At 55.3% G+C, this 17,367-nt stretch carries 12 protein-coding genes, 2 pseudogenes and 1 riboswitch; of the genes and pseudogenes, 2 read left to right on the top strand and 12 right to left on the bottom strand.

Annotated features, from left to right (window positions below):
- Positions 1 to 17: 17 nt before the first annotated feature.
- On the bottom strand, positions 18 to 1,562 hold the full coding sequence (istA, locus tag AT984_RS19815) for an IS21 family transposase (protein WP_058721575.1): 1,545 nt from the start codon (positions 1,560 to 1,562) through the stop codon (positions 18 to 20).
- Between the two features lie 66 nt (positions 1,563 to 1,628).
- Between istA and AT984_RS19810 the strand changes: the two genes are divergently transcribed.
- Positions 1,629 to 2,834, top strand: a complete 1,206-nt coding sequence (locus tag AT984_RS19810) for a Fic family protein (RefSeq protein WP_231741471.1) — start codon at positions 1,629 to 1,631, stop codon at positions 2,832 to 2,834.
- A 36-nt stretch (positions 2,835 to 2,870) separates the two neighbouring features.
- Positions 2,871 to 2,987: pseudogene (locus tag AT984_RS19805) on the top strand (transposase); the annotation flags it as partial.
- Positions 2,988 to 3,167: 180 nt separating this feature from the next.
- Here AT984_RS19805 and AT984_RS19800 read toward each other — a convergent pair.
- From AT984_RS19800 to AT984_RS19760, 11 genes and pseudogenes are all read right to left on the bottom strand, one after another.
- Positions 3,168 to 3,728, bottom strand: a complete 561-nt coding sequence (locus AT984_RS19800) for an RDD family protein (RefSeq protein ID WP_058721573.1) — start codon at positions 3,726 to 3,728, stop codon at positions 3,168 to 3,170.
- Between the two features lie 446 nt (positions 3,729 to 4,174).
- Complete coding sequence (locus AT984_RS19795) at positions 4,175 to 6,955, bottom strand: M16 family metallopeptidase (RefSeq protein WP_156422135.1); 2,781 nt, start codon at positions 6,953 to 6,955, stop codon at positions 4,175 to 4,177.
- A 77-nt stretch (positions 6,956 to 7,032) separates the two neighbouring features.
- Positions 7,033 to 9,153, bottom strand: coding sequence for a peptidase domain-containing ABC transporter (locus AT984_RS19790; protein WP_058721571.1), 2,121 nt, complete (start codon positions 9,151 to 9,153; stop codon positions 7,033 to 7,035).
- A gap of 1,253 nt (positions 9,154 to 10,406) precedes the next feature.
- The gene (locus tag AT984_RS23110; RefSeq protein WP_156422134.1) at positions 10,407 to 10,883 is read right to left on the bottom strand and encodes a DUF6404 family protein; all 477 of its coding nucleotides are present in this window, start codon (positions 10,881 to 10,883) and stop codon (positions 10,407 to 10,409) included.
- Positions 10,884 to 10,932: 49 nt separating this feature from the next.
- A complete protein-coding gene (locus AT984_RS23105) occupies positions 10,933 to 11,184 on the bottom strand; it encodes a hypothetical protein (RefSeq protein ID WP_156422133.1) in 252 nt (83 codons plus the stop codon).
- Positions 11,185 to 11,243: 59 nt separating this feature from the next.
- Entirely contained in the window at positions 11,244 to 12,494 is a 1,251-nt protein-coding gene (locus AT984_RS19785) for an ABC transporter transmembrane domain-containing protein (protein ID WP_231741470.1), read from the bottom strand.
- A 120-nt stretch (positions 12,495 to 12,614) separates the two neighbouring features.
- A pseudogene (locus AT984_RS24020) lies at positions 12,615 to 12,893 on the bottom strand (cysteine peptidase family C39 domain-containing protein); the annotation flags it as partial.
- A gap of 213 nt (positions 12,894 to 13,106) precedes the next feature.
- Positions 13,107 to 13,886, bottom strand: coding sequence for a CPBP family intramembrane glutamic endopeptidase (locus AT984_RS19775; RefSeq protein WP_058721568.1), 780 nt, complete (start codon positions 13,884 to 13,886; stop codon positions 13,107 to 13,109).
- 65 nt (positions 13,887 to 13,951) lie between these two features.
- Positions 13,952 to 14,266: a hypothetical protein gene (locus AT984_RS23100; protein WP_156422132.1), complete on the bottom strand. Its 315-nt coding sequence runs from the start codon at positions 14,264 to 14,266 to the stop codon at positions 13,952 to 13,954.
- 427 nt (positions 14,267 to 14,693) lie between these two features.
- Complete coding sequence (locus AT984_RS19770; RefSeq protein ID WP_058721567.1) at positions 14,694 to 16,022, bottom strand: HlyD family secretion protein; 1,329 nt, start codon at positions 16,020 to 16,022, stop codon at positions 14,694 to 14,696.
- A 73-nt stretch (positions 16,023 to 16,095) separates the two neighbouring features.
- A riboswitch (cyclic di-GMP riboswitch) is annotated at positions 16,096 to 16,199 on the bottom strand.
- A 395-nt stretch (positions 16,200 to 16,594) separates the two neighbouring features.
- Positions 16,595 to 17,329 carry a TniQ family protein gene (locus tag AT984_RS19760; RefSeq protein ID WP_082680204.1) on the bottom strand — a complete coding sequence of 245 codons (735 nt, stop codon included), beginning with the start codon at positions 17,327 to 17,329 and terminating at the stop codon, positions 16,595 to 16,597.
- Between the last annotated feature and the right edge of the window lie 38 nt (positions 17,330 to 17,367).

The raw sequence follows: 17,367 nt of genomic DNA, 5'->3' as shown, positions 1-17,367 counted from the left end.
GGGCCTTGTGTCCGGCCTCAGTGGTAGTAGTCGGGGCCGCGCAGGTTTGCGTGCAGGGGCAAACTGGTTTGGGTGGGCAGCGGCGCATCGATGGGACGCTGATCCAGGCCGCACTGCAAGATGGAGGCGACGCTTTTGTAGTTTGGCGCACGAATCGACTGGGCACGCGCGCACGCGGCCTCCAGTCGTTCATGGCCGTACTCCCGGCCCAGGCGCATGAGGCCCAGGCAGGATCGGTAGCCCTGCTCGGGATGGGCGCGGCGCTCCATCTGCCAGCGCACCACGGCGGCAGTGGCCGCACCGATGCCCTCGGCCCAGGTGATGAGCTTGTCCGGCGTCCATTGCAGGTGCGCCCGGTGCGAGGGTGGCATGTGCTCGGGCGCGGTGGAGTGGGCCCCTCGGTGCGGGCTCAGGGCATGGACAGCCACGCGGGCCTGGCCCTCCAGCACCTCCAGCGTGGTGGCCGTGATGCGCAGCTCCACCCGCCGGCCCACCAGGCGGTGGGGGGCGGAGTAGTAATGCCCATCGAGTTCAACGTGATAGTCGATGTTGACCCGCGCGGGCTTGAAGCGAGCGATGGCCATGCGCGTCGCCGGCAAGGGCCCCAGGAGAGGCCGATCCAGGCTGGCAAAGGCGCTGGCACGGCAGCCGGGCAGTTTCTTGAACGGGCGTTGGTTGAGCTCTTGCAGCAGGGCCGCAATGGCTTTGTTCAAGGCGGCCAGGCTGAAGAATTGTTGATGGCGCAGGCGCGCCAGAATCCAGCGCTCGACCACCTGCACGGCCACCTCGACCTTAGGCTTGTCGCGCGGCTTGGCCGGTCGGGCTGGCAGCACGGCCAGGCCGTAGTGGTGGGAGAGCTCATCCAGCAAGCGGTGGCTGGTGGGCTCGTAGCGGTCGGGCCGGATCATGAGCGCACGCGGCTGGTCAGGCACGAGCAGACGGGGCACCCCGCCGATGAACTCCAGCGTGGCGATGATGCAGGCGACCCAGTCGGCGGCCTTCTGGGCCGGCGTGGCGCAGGCATAGGTGTAGTTCGATGCGCCCAGCACGGCCACGAACACCTGCGCCTGGGTGATCTCGCCAGTGGCGGCATCCACCATGGGCACGGTCTGCCCGGCATAGTCCACGAAGAGCTTGTCGCCGGCCTCATGGGTCTGGCGCATGGAGCGCCTCAAGCGCTGGGCCCATTGCTGGTACTTCTCGCAAAAGGCGCTGTACTTGTAGGCCTGGCCCTGGTGTTGTGCTTGGTATTCCTCCCAGAGCAGCTGCAAGGTGACGCCGGGGCGTTTGAGTTCGATGTGAAGTGTGGCGTAGTCGGGCTCCAGGTGGCGGGACTGGCGTGCCACAGCGGGCCGGTAAAGCCGGCCCTGCAGTTCGGCGTCGCTCAAAGCCTGAGCGGCGTTCCAGTCCAGCCTGGCGACGCGGGCATAACTGGCGATCTCACTGACCGTGGATTTGGAGATGCCCAGCGAGGTGCCAATTTGGCGCTGGCTGAGTTTGCCGCTGTGCAGCAGTTGCAAAGTGTGTCGAATCTTGCTCATGGTGACTCTCGGTGTGGGCATCGCTGGGTTCCGGTGAAAAGACCGGGCAGCCTATGCCTCGTTGGAGTCACTCAGGACACAGCCAAAGTGTCCGCCATCAAAATGGAACGCTGTCCGCCATCAGCGTGGAATGGTGTCCGCGATGACGCTGGAATGCTGTCCGCCATCAACGTGGAATGGTGTCCGCCATGGCGTGGAATACGCAGCTGGCAATCGGCGCTGTTTCCGGGAAGCACCACAAGAATCCGAAGCATCGTCGTCGGTCGCTACCGCAACCATCCAGACCCGATGCAGATCGTCAGCGGCACGATGGAACACGGGAAGGTTCACTACGAAGCCCCGCCGTCCAAGGACGTGCCGGAGCACATGCAGCGCTTCCTGAACTGGTTCAACGCAACGGCACCTTCCCCTGCAGGCGGCGCAGGTGGCCGGCGCATCGATGCCTTGGCGCGAGCAGCCATTGCTCATGTTTGGTTCGAGAGCATCCACCCGTTCGAGGATGGCAACGGACGCTTGGGCCGAGCCATTGTCGATATGGCCATGATGCAGCACCTTCGTCAGCCCGTGCGACTGATCAGCCTGTCCACGCAGCTTGAGAAGAACCGCGGCGCTTACTACGACGCACTCAATCATGAACAGCGTGGCGACGGCGACGTGACCAAGTGGGTGCAGTGGTTTGCTACCCAGTGTTCGGCAGCCTACGAGCAGACCAGTCAGATCATTGACCGGGCCATCGAGAAGCGGCAGTTCTGGGAAGCGCTCAGTAAAGGACTGCCGGACCGAAAGCGCAAGGTTCTGCAGCGGCTCTTGGATGATGGCAACGGCGGCTTCCTTGGCGGCCTGAACGCCGACAAATACATGAAGCTGACTGGTATTTCCCGCGCCACTGCCTCGCGTGATCTTGCTGAGATGGTTGAGGCCGGGCAGCTATGGAGCCACGGCGCCGCCAAGGCGATCCGTTATTACGTCAACGTGCCAGGCTGGACGCACGGGATTGATCGGGATGGCACAGAGGCCGGGACCGAAGCGGCGGGCGCAACGAAGGCACCTGACCAGCAGGAGCTGCACGAGTTGAGGGCCAAGCTAGAGGACGCGGGCTTTATCGTAGGCCCGATGTCGGGCGATAAGGACCGGCAGTACATCGGCCCGGTTGTAGCCGTCACCGCCAGGTACGCCATGCAGGATCTCGGCCGCCGCCAGGTTGTCATCCACGATCTGGGCAATCTGGACCGTATCCCCGAAGTTGCCCAGAGGCTTGAAGTGACCTGCACCCTCCCAGCCGTACCAGCGTAATGGAGAGGAAGTCCATCAACCAGGAGAATGATGGACATGAAGAAGAGCAGATTCACTGAGGAACAAATCATTGGGTTCCTGAAGCAGGCCGAGGCCGGCATGCCGATCAAGGAGCTGTGCCGGCAAGGCGGCTTCAGCGACGCCACGTTCTACAAGTCGCTGTGAGCATGCCTCTTGGCAGCTCGGAGGTCGGCTCGCCACGGCTTGTTCAGCGAGCCAATAGCAACCGACTTTTTTGTCCATCAAGATTCCGTTCGAGGTATTCCAACAGGTTCATATATTCGTTTAGCTATCAATCTTAGGTGGCACCGAAAAGCTGTACTTGTAGAAGGGCTAGACACTGGACGCCACTGTGCTTTGTGACTTCCCCTCCGAGATAACGACACTGCCGGCAAGGTAGTCGTGCAAAGCGCGGCGCTTATCGTCCAGCAACATGACTACAAGCTCACTCCAGTACCAAATCTGTGTCGCCGTACCAACCCATGAAAGAGAAGCGAGCTCATATGCCGTAAGATTTTTAATTCGGTCCTGCCACCCTACGCCGTAGTAGAGGGCATCCGGTATGTGCGCAATTGCCCAAATGGTCGCAATGGCCTGAAGGATGGAAAGAACGCCGTCCACGGAAACCCTCAGCGTCGCGCGGCGCCAACCAAGAGGCTGCCCACTCACAGTCACTACCCGTATGCCAACCATGTGCTTCCCTAACGTCTTTCCGTACTTGGCGTGACAGCACAGCGAGTATGCAAAGAAAGCGAACGCTGTAGCTAGCGCAAGGACAAACCCGGCAAGCTTGGAGTCAGCCTCTAGCCAATTCTGCAAGAAGATGATGGGCAAGAAAATGAGAAAATCAATGATTCCAGCGAGGAATCGTTGCCAAAAGCTAGCGTAGTTCATGGATAGTCTTTTATCGTTTTAGCCAATTGGGCCTCAGTCGCATGGCGCGGTTGGCCGAGAAAGAAATGACGGTTCGCCGTGTCATAGCCTTGCCGATCCAGATGAGTGGATGGCGCATAACCCAGCCAACCTAAACAGCCAGTCCGGCAAACTGATCAAACTGTAGCACCTTTGAGCTGATAGAGCCGTTACGGTTTTGGGGCCAATATCCATTCGGCGTCCGCCATCTCAGGTCGTTGCTAGCGGCTTGACTCAACTCCGACCTCATCATCTGACCGCACATGATGAGTTTCTTGTCATCACTACGCCCGCCCCAGGGATTGGACTCGAGTTGGTCGTTAGCTGACGAGCTCGCGTGCGTTTTGGACTGAGGAACAATCGCAGCGATATATGCCCAAGTGCCTTGAGTTGCGGCTAGCAGACTTGGGCATGCGGAGGTTCCCGTCTTACTTGAAGTCCCCTGCGGTAGACACCACAAAGGCATCGGGACGTAAGTACTTGCGCCAGGCGGCATTGGCACTGTCCACCGTCACTGCCGCAAGGTCGGCTTCCTCGGCCTGAACCTTTGCCCAAGTCTCGCCCCGCTCAGCAAGGACATTGAGCATGCCGGACAGCGCGGCGATGTCCGTGCGACCTTGTCGACGAGCCTCTGCGAGGTCTTTCTTTGCACGAGACAGTTCGGCTTCTGTGATGCCGGCCTCGCTCATGCGTTTGATTTCTTCCTGTACCACCGCAATCACACGATCTCGCTTGTCCGGGGCATACGTGCCTCGGATAGTCAAGCTGCCGGCATCCCCATAGAAGCCCGCTTTGAGCTGAGCACTGACACCGTAGCTCAAACCCTCTTTGACACGCACGCGTTCCGCCAAACGGCTCTCGAGGCCGCCGCCACCGAAGATGTGGACGGCCAACGACATCGCAGCGTATTCGGGATCTTCACTGTTGATGGCAAAGAACTCCTGCAGTTGCACAATGGCGTTAGCCTTGTCACGCGCTACAGCGTCGAAGCGCGCCGCCGGCACAGGCCGGTACTGGGGCACATGGCGAACGAACTTCGCCGCCCTTGGGTTTTTCCAGTTGCCGAACAAGCGCTCAATCTCAGCCGGAAGGCCGTCAGGCAAAGCGCCTACGGCGCTGACACGCATAGTGTTTGCCGACCAGTAGTCGGAATAGAAGCTCTTCACATCGCTGAGCGTCGCGATTTGAGCTTCATGGATTTTGTCGTCCAGACTAGGGAGGTAGTCGGGATGCCCAAAGCTCACGCCACGCGCTGTGTTGAGATGCTCGCGAGCGGCCTCGCGGCGCAGAGTTTCTGGCTCCTGCCGCGAAGCTTGCAAGCCAGCGATGGTTCCTTTTTGGAGTCGATCAAAGGCATCTTGGGGCAGCGCCGGATCGCGCATGAGTTCAGCGACGAGGGTCAAAGCAGGCATTAAAGTGTCCCGCTCGGCTGTCAAATTGATCGTCACGCCCTGATCACCGCTATTGGCAACAAAACCTGCTCGAAGCTTGATGAGCGTATCCAATACCAACTGCTTGCTGGTCTTACTACTGCCCTCAGGTAAAAGACTGGCAATCAAGTCTGTGCCACGACGCGAAAAGGTGCTGTCTCGATCACCCCATTGCATATGCAACTGCACCTGCACCGAGTTGCTTCGCGTTTGCTTCCGGAGGGTGTGCAACACAATGCCACTGGGCAAGGTGTTGCGGGTCATGCGTGACTCCAACACTTCCGGCTCAGGGTTGAGTTGCTCTCCTTCCTCGACCTTGGGCGGTGGTTGCAGCGTGGAGAGGCGCTGCGCCAGCGGCGGTGCGGTCGGAATTTCAACCCGTTCTACGACCTTGGCCGGCAGGTATCGGCCCACCGTCCGATTAGCCGGACGGAAATAGGTCGCCCGCACTCGCTCAACATCAGCCAGGGTGACCTTCGGCAGTTCATCCATCAGTTGAAACAGCAGCCGCCAGTCACCCGCTGCAATCAAGCTGGATATCTGTTGAATGAGTGCTTCAGGATCTTTCATTTGCTGGCGATAGCCATTGATCGCGATTTCACGCACCCGTGCAAGCTCGCGTTCGTCAAATGGCTGGGCATTTCGCCCCTCAGCCAGGTCCAACAAGGTCGACTCAACTTTTGCCGTGTCCGCATCCGGTGCCAAGACCGCAACAGCGCTCATCGTTCCAGGATCCACCCCTCCGGCGCCAGATAGCCCAGCCGCAACCGCCAGCTTGGGCTCGACGAGTTGCTTGTAAATTTGTCCACTGGGCTGCAAGCTCATCAACAAGCCGTAAATCAGCAGCGGCGCCGTATCTGGATGGGTGATGGCCGGCACGTGGTAACTTGCCATCAAAATAGGCTGCCCCCCGACGCGCCGAACAACGACACTTCGCTCGCCATCCTGGGCCGGTTCGACGGTGTAGGGCTGCGGCACAGCCGTGGAAGGACTCACCAGGGGGGCGAAGTGTTTCGCAAGCATCGCCAGAGTGGCGGGCTTGTCTAAGGCCCCCGCAATTAGCAGCGTCGCGTTATCGGGGCGGTAATAGCGCTTGTAAAACGCTTGCAGCTTGGTGATGGGTACATTCTCGATGTCACTCTTGCTGCCGATAGTGGCGTGACCGTAGGGATGCCACGCGTAGGCCGACGCATTCACGCGTTGGTTCAAGACCGCAAAAGGATGATTCTCACCGCGCTCGAACTCGTTACGCACCACAGTCATTTCGGTGTCAAGGTCAGCCTGTGCTATGCGGCTGTTGACCATGCGGTCAGCTTCTAAATCGATCAGGAATCCCAGCGTGTCGGCGTTCGCATTGAAGCTGGCAAAGTAGTTCGTGCGATCCACGGTCGTTGTGCCGTTGAAGCGTACGCCTCGTTGAGCCATGGCACCTGGAATATCACGCTGCTTCTCTGTTCCCTTAAACAGCAAATGCTCCAGCAAATGGGCCATGCCGTACTCTCCGGCTGACTCATGGCGACTGCCCACCCGATAAGTGATATTGACCGTCGTCGTGGTTTGCGTCGCATCCGGCAACAGCAATACTTGGAGGCCGTTGGCCAGTCGGTATTCTTCGATGCCTCCCAGCTCACGCACGAACTCGGGAGCTCGAGCAGTCGATGCCGCGGCAGCACGGTTCGCCAGTGGCGTCGTCGGCGCGCTTGGGTTCTGCGCCCAAACACTTGTGGCGAGAAGGCTAGTCAAAATCGCCAGTGTTGCAAATCTATTTTGGTTATACACGTAAGTCTCCAAGTGAGTGATTTCGGGGCGTGCCCGCCCCCCAATGACTTTCTGAAAATTCGCCGCCGGCTTTTCAACTACGCCTGCTCACTTTCAGCAAAGGCGGGTACGGCTCTGGCAAGTTCCATCACTTGCCCGTCACGCACGATCACCACCCGCTGCGCCCCAGCAATCGTTTCGGGTCGATGGGCAATGATCAAACGGGTCAACGGCAAGTTGCTCAAGGCCGCGGTGACTGCGCGTTCGTTTTGCAAATCCAAATGACTCGTCGCTTCGTCCAGCGCCAAGATGCGCGGCATCCTGTACAAGGCTCGCGCCAGCAAGAGCCGCTGCTTCTGCCCACCCGACAGGCCCGAGCCCAAGTCGCCCACCAAAGTTTGGTAGCCCATGGGCATGCGGCAAATGTCGGCGTGCAACTGCGCCAATTCCGCGCAGGCCTGAATTCGGGCCTGATCGGGCTGCACATCGAAGAAGGCGATGTTGTCGCTGAGTGAGCCCGTGAGCAAAGCATCCTCCTGCATCACCGTGCCGATCTGGCGGCGATAGTTCTGCAGGCCCAATTGGCGCACCGGCATGCCACCGAACAAGACCTCACCCTCGCTGGGTTTAAGCAGGCCTAACGCAATCTTGAGCAAGGTCGTCTTGCCCGCCCCCGATGGGCCAGTGACGGCCACGCTCTCGCCGGCTTCGATTCGGAAGTTAGCGTTACGCAAAATCCAAGGCTCGCCCTCACCGTAGCGGAAACTGACGCCTCTGAGTTCAATGCTGGGCACGAGGTGCTGCAAATCGTTTGCCGGCACGTCGTCCTTCTCGGGCGGCTCCAAGGCAATATCAGCCAGGCGCTCCGCATGCAGGCCCAACATCTTGAGTTCCACGGCGTAATTGATCAGGGCCGACACGCGGCCCGTGAACTGGCCCTTGTAGCTGAGGTAGGCAAACAGCATGCCCACTGTCATCGTCACCGCACCCGCTTGCTGCCCGGTCATGATGAGCTTGGCGCCCAGCCACAGCACCATCAAGTTCTCCAGCCCGAAGATGAAGGTGTTGGCTGTCGAAAACCCAATGCTCATCTTGGCCGTGCGCACATCGCGGTTTTGCACATCCACGATCAGGTTCTGCCAGCGGGCACGGCGCTCTTCTTCTCGGCCGAACAGTTTGAGTGGCGTGATGGCGCGCAGGGTTTCCAGGAAATGGGTGTTTTCTTTAGCGGCCACCACCAAGCGCTCGGCTGCGGCATCGCGGAAGGGTCGGTAGGCCGCCCAGCGCAGGAGGCCGTAAGCTACGACGGCTGTGACGGTCACCGCGCAAAGCGTGGGTGCGTAGATCAGCATCATCACCAGCGCGGCCACGGCCATCAGGCCATCCAGCACCGCTTCAATAGCGGCCGTGGTCAAAGTCTTTTGAATGGCACTGACGGCGCCGAAGCGCGAAGTGATGTCGCCCAAGTGGCGCTTCTCAAAGAAGTCCACCGGTAGGCGCACCAGATGAGCAAACACATTGCCCATCCATTGCAAGGACAGTGTCTGACCCAAGACCATCACCATCCAAGATCGAGCCAAGCCAATCGACGTCTGCACCACAAGCAGCAATGCAAAGCCGATCACCAACACTGACAACAGATCGCGGTCTCCCGAGGTGAGCACGTCGTCCACAACCATCTGGTTGAACAAGGGAGCCACGATGGCGAACATCTCCAGAACCACGGCCACGGCAAAGATTTGCAACAGCGAACGCTTAAGCCCCATCACTTTGCCGGTCAACGCTCGCATCGACACCCTCGGTGCCGATGCTTGGGACTTGAACTCCGCATTGGGGCTCAGTTCCAAAGCCACGCCGGTGAAATGGCGAGATATTTCGCTCATAGACAAGCGTCGTTCGCCCACTGCCGGATCGAGGATCACTGCGGCCTTGCCGCCGTGAAGAACTTTCTTAAGAACGACGAAGTGGTTCAAGTCCCAGTGGAGGACGCAGGGTGTTTGCAGTTCGCCGAGTTCATGCAATTCAAGACGCAAGGGGCGGGAAGAAAAGCCCAGCGCGCCAGCATGCGAGATCAGTTGCTGAAGTGTGGCCCCCTTGAGGCTGACGGGGAAGCGACGTCGTAGATCGGCTAAGTCTTGATGCCGGCCATGGACGCGGCCAATCATTGCAAGGCAGGCAAGCGCACATTCGCTAGCTTCAGATTGGAGCGATAGCTTCATTTGTGCGTCAAGGTCTACTCGCCTCTCTTGGCTAAGGCCCGTCCAGCGCGAATGCCCAACCAAGATAAGCCTGCACTGCCGACCAAAGTCCAAAAGACTTGTTCTGGATTCGGATCTGGAAATGTCAGCCTTTGTCCCACGGCGGCCAAGCACGCCAGGCAAGCATTTACCCAAGGCGCATGACGCCTACCTGCTTTGGCTGAAATAACAGTTTTGGAAAAAAAATATGACCCTGCCACCACAAATAATACAAACACCAAAATTTCACATCCTTCTTTGATTTATCTACATCAGAATCAAGACGTGCTGCCGATTTAAAACTGTAAAGCACTCGACCCGCACTTCTTCCAAGCGCGAGAAATTGCCGCAGCAAAAAATGCACGTTTCGTCGGCGCAACGCATGCAATTAATGTAAATTAACTTTCTGTAGACAACTTCAATCTAGCAAATAAATAAACATAAAGAAATTTAATGGCAAAATTCAATCGACTTATTACCACAGAGCTGCTCAGATTTTATTCTTTCTGGACCAGGCCCCAAAGGCAATGACTGCGAAGCATGAAACAGCAAGAGCAATAAACTTTATAAGCAATATTCCTGGCGCATCACCCCCCCCCAGAATCAGGCCTGAAGCACCAACAACCCAAGTAACACAACCTACTAGGATGGATTTCCTTATACTTTTCTTGCGAGCAGCCCAGTAATTATAAAAAATGGCGCAATGAATATAAATAGATAACAGCCCATGATGTCACACTTATAACACCCATTATATACGAGCCGTGGGCGCCGCAAATCATCGCGATGGAAGCGAGGGCGCATTCGAAATGCTTCGGATTGGGTTGGAGTCCACATTCAGAAAATCACCCTAGCAATCCCAGCACAACCGACACGACTAGCAAACCAGATGTCGCCAAGGTTAACCAACGCACCAATTTGTATTTCGCTAGAATTCCAACAAGGGATAGAAGTGCAACCGCCATTGCAAGAAAGGCAGGCCTCATAAATTTTCTTCTTAATGTTAAAAAATATGAACAACTGGCTTCAGAGTGCAAGAAGCTTGTCAAAAATTACCGGGCTGCGCGCGTGTAATGATTCATGTCGGACTGTATTTGTAAATTATTTGGTATTCTTCATGAAGATAACCATATGGACTATTTAATTTCAATCGCAATTACTGGCGTAAAATCTCGCAAGTAAAATATGCTTTTAAAAGCATTCTTCAAATCCAAAAAATCAACAACCTCTATGATTTATATTGAACTCCATCGCGGAAGTTGGTGCCGCTTGCGATCTCTTTCATAGAACATCGCGACGACAGATCCCCACGCCACGGTGAAAAACAGTGCGACGACTAGCATTTCCAGCATCATTTGCAGGATAAACACACTTGAATTCTCGTGGCCCATCATATAAAGTCCAACCGCGGAAATTCCTAGTGGAAGCCCGGAAATTAACATATTGGAAAAAAATCCCAAAAAATGTGGAGGCGGCAGGCGGAAGCCAATTTTCCAATATAACTTATACATTGGTGGCGAATATGATGATTCGCTTATATTGTTTTTTTGCAAAATGACCAAGGAAGCCGATAGTCGCCTACGGAATTCTTCGTTACGCATGAGTGCCCAGTTTCGATTGGCTGAAATTTTGTAGATGTTTTTTGAGAGTTGTTTGTCTGCCTGATTATTTTTCAGGAACATCGCTGCGCCGCAAAATTTTTGGCGCAACAACGAGAGTCAAACTCATTAAATCCTAACTAAGTTCCACTTAGCTGAATCGTCACTCTGAAACAACTACTTGCATGTTTTGCTGGCGGCCACCACCGCAAGTGCCGCCACTCGAAGAGTAAGACGAGAGAGCATTTGCTCCGACTGCAGCAATTGCCAACACGCCACCAACTGCACCCCAGACTGGGGCAGTGCAGATTGCAATCGTGCCGCCGGCTACGGCTAGAACAGCTCCCGCAAATCCCCAGCCATTGTTTGCGCCGCCATTGACTGCTGCAACCTGATCAATAGAGAGTTCTTTCATTTAAGTTCCTTAATTCAATCGAAAAGACGGTCGATCGTTCCGTTCTGGAGCTTTGAAGTTCATTCGCTATGTGCGAACGAACGTCTGCCTCCAAGTTCTTTGAAAAAACTAGAAGTGGCAAAGATGGGCTCAAACACCCATTCCCAAACTGTCCGACGGTACTGCATTACGTCGGCATCCAGTGCCATGCCGGCCTTCAGCAACTGCGTGTTGCCATAGGTGGTGATCGCCTGCTTTTTCAACTTCACACTAACCCGGTAGAGGGGTTCATTGGCCTGCGCCGCAGTGAGTAATGCCTGCCCCTGACCGACCGGCAAATCCTGCGCAGCAATAGGCGTTTGGCTGATGGTTTGCACCTCGCCCTCAGCCATGCCGAACTTTTGATAGGGGTAGGCCGCATAGCGCAGCCAGACAACCTGGCCAGGTTTGACGAAACCCGCTGTTCGGCTCGGCGCGTAGAGTTGCGCCTCCAAGGTTGAGGCGCCTTGCTGCGCAGTTTCGGGAATCAAGTTCACGAGCGTCTGCCCGGCCTGCACCGGCTGCCCCGTCATGATGAGCTTGGCGCCCAGCCACAGCACAAGCAAGTTCTCCAGCCCGAAGATGAAGGTGTTGGCGGTGGTGAAGCCAATGCTCATCTTGGCCGTGCGCACATCGCGGTTTTGCACATCCACGATCAGGTTCTGCCAACGGGCACGGCGCTCTTCTTCCCGGCCGAACAACTTAAGCGGCGTGATGGCACGCAGGGTTTCCAGGAAATGGGTGTTCTCTTTGGCGGCCACCACCAAGCGCTCGGCCGCGGCATCGCGGAAGGGTCGGTAGGCCACCCAGCGCAGGAGGCCGTAGGCTGCGACGGCTGTGACGGTGACCGCGCAAAGCGTAGGCGCATAGATCAGCATCATCACCAGCGCGGCCACGGCCATCAGGCCATCCAGCACCGCCTCAATGGCGGCCGTGGTCAAAGTCTTTTGAATGGCACTGACGGCGCCGAAGCGCGAGGTGATGTCGCCCAAGTGCCGCTTCTCAAGAAAGTCCACCGGCAAGCGCACCAGATGGGCGAACACGTTGCCCATCCATTGCAAGGACAAGGTCTGGCCCAAGACCATCACCATCCAAGACCGAGCCAGGCCGACGGCAGTCTGCACCACCAACAGCAAGCCGAAGCCGATCACCAGCACTGACAACAGATCGCGGTCTCCTGAGGTCAGCACATCATCCACCACCATCTGGTTGAACAAGGGTGCAAGAACAGCAAACAACTCCAGCACCACGGCCACGGCAAAGATTTGCAGGAGCGAACGTTTAAGGCCCATGACCTTGCCAGTCAAGGCTCGCAATGACACCTTTGGCGCCGGGGCTTGGGATTTGAACTCCGCATTGGGGCTCAACTCCAAAGCCACGCCGGTGAAATGGCGAGATATCTCGCCCATCGACAAGCGTCGTTCGCCAACAGCCGGATCGAGGATCACTGCGGCCTTGCCGCCGTGAAGGACTTTCTTGAGAACGATGAAATGATTCAGATCCCAGTGGAGGATGCAGGGGACCTGCAATTCGCCAAGCTCATGCAACTCAAGGCGCAATGGGCGCGAAGAAAAACCAAGGGCTGCGGCATGCGCAATCAAGTGCTGAAGGGTTGCGCCTTTGAGGCTGACAGGGAAGCGCCGGCGCAGATCTGCCAATTCATGATGCAGGCCATGGGCACTGCAAACCATAGACAAACTAGCTAGCCCACATTCCGCAGACTCAGATTGGAGAACAATTCTCATTGTTGTCGACAAATATAACGCCACATTCTTTCAATCAAATGCGACCTCGTGACTACCATTGAAGCCAAAAACAATGCACCACTGATCAGGCATTTGGAACGCTCTGACTCCAACTCTTGAAGGCCATATATTCTTCATAATTAATCAACAACTCAACCTTTAAGTCATACTATGGTGATATTTTTTCAAATACAAATGAACAAAAGCCATCGCCATTACAACAAGAAAGAATACTGGGCGCACATTCTCTAGAACGGCCGAATCCAACAAAGGCGAGACAGTGAAATTTGACCCAAATAAAATATCAAAAGAAATATTCATGCAAATATGCAGAATCGAGCATGACAATACTGATTTAGTTATTAAAAATACAACCCCCAGCGCCACAGCCCCAGGAAAAACTATCATGAAATTATCCGTAGGGTGCCCCAACGTGAACAAAACCGCAACAACAACCAAGCCAATTACTTCGCTAGAAAACATTTCCCCCATCAAAGGCTGCAGTACGCCTCGATTCAGCAACTCCTCTTGAAAGGCTTTAATCAACAAACCAACAAAAGAGGCCCACCAATATTCTGAAACCGGATTGAATGGATTAATGAGATTCGGTGAAATTTCCGCAACATTTTTGCCACTACAGGCCACTGCAACAACAAGAATAGCACTCGAATATACAAAAGAAATTAACAACGTCTCAAGCCAAAAAGGTTTAAGCAAGTCCCCAATCGAGATACCCCTGTTGACTCTCGCGAGAACGACCGCCAAAATTGCAGCTTCAACCAGAAAGAAAATTGATAATAAAAAATTCTCAGTCAACCATTCACGCGAACCAACGAACCCAAAAAATAGATGCTTCAATAATGAACCAATAATTTGACAGGCGGCCGCCAAAACAATTAGCAGCAAGAAATTTTCAAAAAACGCTCTGGCTTTATTCATTTGATTTTTTAAAAGCCGGAATGCAATGCACTCCGGCCTTGTTCTAAAGCACTTCTAAAATTTACTTACGGGTTGTCACTGGAAAGCATTTGAAGAACCTTCTTGCCGCCGCAATAGAGGCCAGCGATCACTGCATTTGCCTGCGACCATCCGACAGAGTCAACCATGCACTGAGTAAATGGCGACACATACGGTGCTCGACCTTCTGGAGTACCAGCCCAACTATCTCCACCTGACGCCAAATTCAATTCTTCGTTTTGCAAAATACGCATATACACCCTTTTTTTTGAGGATTTATTTGCCAATTGAAATCCCTCAATTTCAACCAACAATCCAGCCACTTTGGCCAAATGCTTTTCGACATTTTCGTCAACTTCCAATGTCTCTCTCAAGAATTTTTAGCCAGCCCCAATAGCCAGCCACAAAACAACCAACGACTTTATGCCGGACCCCATTCAAAAGCCACAGCCTGCCTCAGCAGCGGTACCTTGATACTCAAAAACCCAAATATATCGAGGCAGAGATTGGGATTAAATTTATCGATCCCTAAGAAAAATTCAATTTAGTCTATTCGTTACTCAGAATCGACTGTCGCATACTTTTCCGGCACAGTACATCTGCCGCCAACCGCACCCTAGACTGGCCCGAGGAGATTGCAATCGTGACCCCAGTGGCCGCCAGAAAAACACATAAAAATTTTCAGCCGTCATTTACTCTGCATTAACTAAATCAGTAGAATTTTTTAATCAAAACTCCTTGATTCAATCAAAATATCTTCGGCTGTTTCGTTTTGGCGCTTTGAGAAAATCATTCGCTATGGCTGAACCTATTTCCACCTCCGAGATCTTTGAAAAGACTCGAAGCGGCAAATACGGGTTCGAACAACCATTCCCATATTGCCCGGCGGTCCTGCATGACATCAGCATCAAGCGCCATTCCCGCCTTCAACGCTTGCGTATTGCCATAGGTGGTGACGTCCTGCTTTTTTAACTTCACACTAATTCGGTATAGGGGTTCATTGGCCTGCGCAGCGGCGAGCAAGGCCTGTCCCTGCCCGACAGGTAAATCCTGAGCAGCAATAGGGGTCTGGCTGATGCTTTGCACTTCGCCCTCAGCCATGCCGAACTTCTGATAGGGGTAGGCCGCATAGCGCAGCCAGACAACCTGGCCGGGTTTGACGAAACCCGCTGTTCGGCTCGGCGCGTAGAGTTGCGCCTCCAAGGTTGAGGCGCCTTGCTGCGCACTTTCTGGTATCAAGTTCACAAGTGTCTGCCCAGCCTGCACCGGCTGACCCAGATGAATGGTGATGGCGCTCACCCGGCCTGCCTGGGGTGCGGTGAGCGTCAATCCGCCGCGAGCATCGTTTTCGGTGAATTCCTGGCTGAGGCTAGCCAGCCCACGATCAATTTGAGCCAGGCTGGTGCTGCTACTGGTTTCGTTGTTGAGCAGTTCTGCTTTTGCCGCTTGAATGTCGCGCTGCAGGGCTGCCAAGCTTCGCTCGGCGTTGCGCTCCCGCAGTTGCACGTCCAGCAGCTCTTCTTGCTTCTGCTGCAGTTGCACGGCCGAAACAAAGCTGTCTTTCTCTAATTCGACGTAGCGGGTCAGACTCTTGGCCGCCAAGCCAGCTCGCAAACGGTTGGTTTCCAACTCAGCCTGAGCCTGACGCTCTTCGGCGGCCAAGCTGCGCAGTCGATCATTGAGGGCTTGCTGTCGTTGACGTTGCTGCTGTTGCGTCAGCATCCGCTCGGTTTCTAGCGTTTGCCGGCGCTGAGCCAAGGCCTGGGCGTTGAGGATTGCTGCATCACCAAGCGATGTTGTGCGCTCGCTTCGCAACCGCATCACCGGCTGACCCGCTGCGACCAGATCGCCTTCCTTGACCAGCAACTCAGTCACAACCCCGACTTGTGGGGCGCTGACGGTCAGCATCCCGGCCGTCGGCATCAACAAGCCCGGCAGCTTGGCCTTGCGGGTAACTTCACCACAGATGGCAAAGGTAACCAAGGCCAACGCCATGCTCAGCGAGATACCGGTGACCCATGCAAAACTGGGTGGCCGGCCAATGCGAATACTGCCGAGCCATTGAGCTTGGCTGGCCTGCATCACTTCTTGCCTGAACAACGCTTGCGTCAAAGCCATGCTCTCTGAACCCTCAAAGGATTCGAAGGCGGGCCGACTAACGCTGAGCTTGATGACGACCTGAGGAACTCAGACCGGCAACCCCGCTATCTTGCGAAGGTCCCGTGTTTAAAACGGAACCCTCCAACACCGGAGGCTTTGCGTCGCCGGCTCGCGCCGGGTTTGCGATTCAGGCCCTCCCCATTTGGGTATGAGCCTTGTCCTGATCGCAAAGAAGCCGAAGCAACTTTGCTGGCACTCCATGACTTTGCTCATGAACTGCTGACCGTGTGACAAATCTAACGGCAAAATCACGAACTCGCACTCCCCCATCTTGCAGGGGTAGCAACCCACCGGACTCTGTGCTAGGACTATTTACGGTTCTGTCGCAATAACAGCCAGCTGGCGCGGGCACTTGCGGGGTCAAATGCATACTGGGGCCGATTGTTGAAGTAGCGATTCTTGGATTAGTTCAGGTGATGAGGCGCAGCAGTTTCCCGATCATGTTGCTGGTTCCTAGTTTTCGAATTCGATACCGTAGATGAATTGGTCGAGCCTGCAAGATCAAGCGGCTCTCAGCAGTGCGAACCTGGCTAGACTTCGGTCGCTTCCCTTGCTTTGGCCCGTCGTTCACTGAACTCCGTGTAGCGTTCGCTGCTGATGCCTCGCCCCTCAATCGGCCCAGGCCCATTGCGCCCCCAATTCTGTAGCCAGAGTGGCATGGCATTCAGCATCCGATAGTCGATGCGCAACGCTACCACTGCATGCAATGGCTGTTGACACTGCATACACAAACTTAGATCCTCCACCCCAGGTTTGCCTTTAGCGGGCTGGATCATGTCCTGCACTAATTCGATAGGCACTTGACAATGCGGGCATTGCTCCTCAAGTAAACATCGATGCCAAGGACAGAAGACTAGCTCTCGCATGCGAGCGTACATATGGATGCAAGGAACCCTCGCTGTCTGAAGGCAAAGCGGGCAGAAACGATACCTACCGCGTCGGTAGTAAGGGTTGGGCAGCGTATATCCGAACTCTTTCTTCTTCCTAGAAAAATCAAAATAGATGCGCCCTGCTTCAAGCCCTTGAACCTGGGGCGAGGTAGCCCTTACTTTTCGGAAAGCAAAGTAATAGAAGCTGTCGAAGTCTTGTCGGAATGAGAACCCCAAATAGGTCGCGAATTCCTTGGCCGTGCACCCTTGCATCGCTGCGGCACGGGTGAACCAGGAATTCGGCGCCTCGTGTGGCTGCGCAAAAGGGACGTTGGCGAGCGCCGCCAACCGAGCGTCGAAATGTCGAAGGATTGGAATGGTCCAGCGAAAAGGCATAGCAAGAATGGGTGTCGGTTCAACATGTTGTGGCCTCG

Origin of the sequence: Paucibacter sp. KCTC 42545, from assembly GCF_001477625.1 — a bacterium.
Taxonomy (GTDB): Bacteria; Pseudomonadota; Gammaproteobacteria; order Burkholderiales; family Burkholderiaceae_C; genus Paucibacter_A.
This window is presented reverse-complemented; position numbering and strand designations above follow the sequence as displayed.

Excerpts from the sequence above, each read along its gene's own strand:
- istA (WP_058721575.1), bottom strand. The coding sequence starts at position 1,562 with ATGCCCACACCGAGAGTCACCATGAGCAAGATTCGACACACTTTGCAA.
- AT984_RS19800 (WP_058721573.1), bottom strand. The coding sequence starts at position 3,728 with ATGAACTACGCTAGCTTTTGGCAACGATTCCTCGCTGGAATCATTGAT.
- AT984_RS19790 (WP_058721571.1), bottom strand. The coding sequence starts at position 9,153 with ATGAAGCTATCGCTCCAATCTGAAGCTAGCGAATGTGCGCTTGCCTGC.
- AT984_RS23105 (WP_156422133.1), bottom strand. The coding sequence starts at position 11,184 with ATGAAAGAACTCTCTATTGATCAGGTTGCAGCAGTCAATGGCGGCGCA.
- AT984_RS19785 (WP_231741470.1), bottom strand. The coding sequence starts at position 12,494 with ATGGGCCTTAAACGTTCGCTCCTGCAAATCTTTGCCGTGGCCGTGGTG.
- AT984_RS19775 (WP_058721568.1), bottom strand. The coding sequence starts at position 13,886 with ATGAATAAAGCCAGAGCGTTTTTTGAAAATTTCTTGCTGCTAATTGTT.
- AT984_RS19770 (WP_058721567.1), bottom strand. The coding sequence starts at position 16,022 with ATGGCTTTGACGCAAGCGTTGTTCAGGCAAGAAGTGATGCAGGCCAGC.
- AT984_RS19760 (WP_082680204.1), bottom strand. The coding sequence starts at position 17,329 with ATGCCTTTTCGCTGGACCATTCCAATCCTTCGACATTTCGACGCTCGG.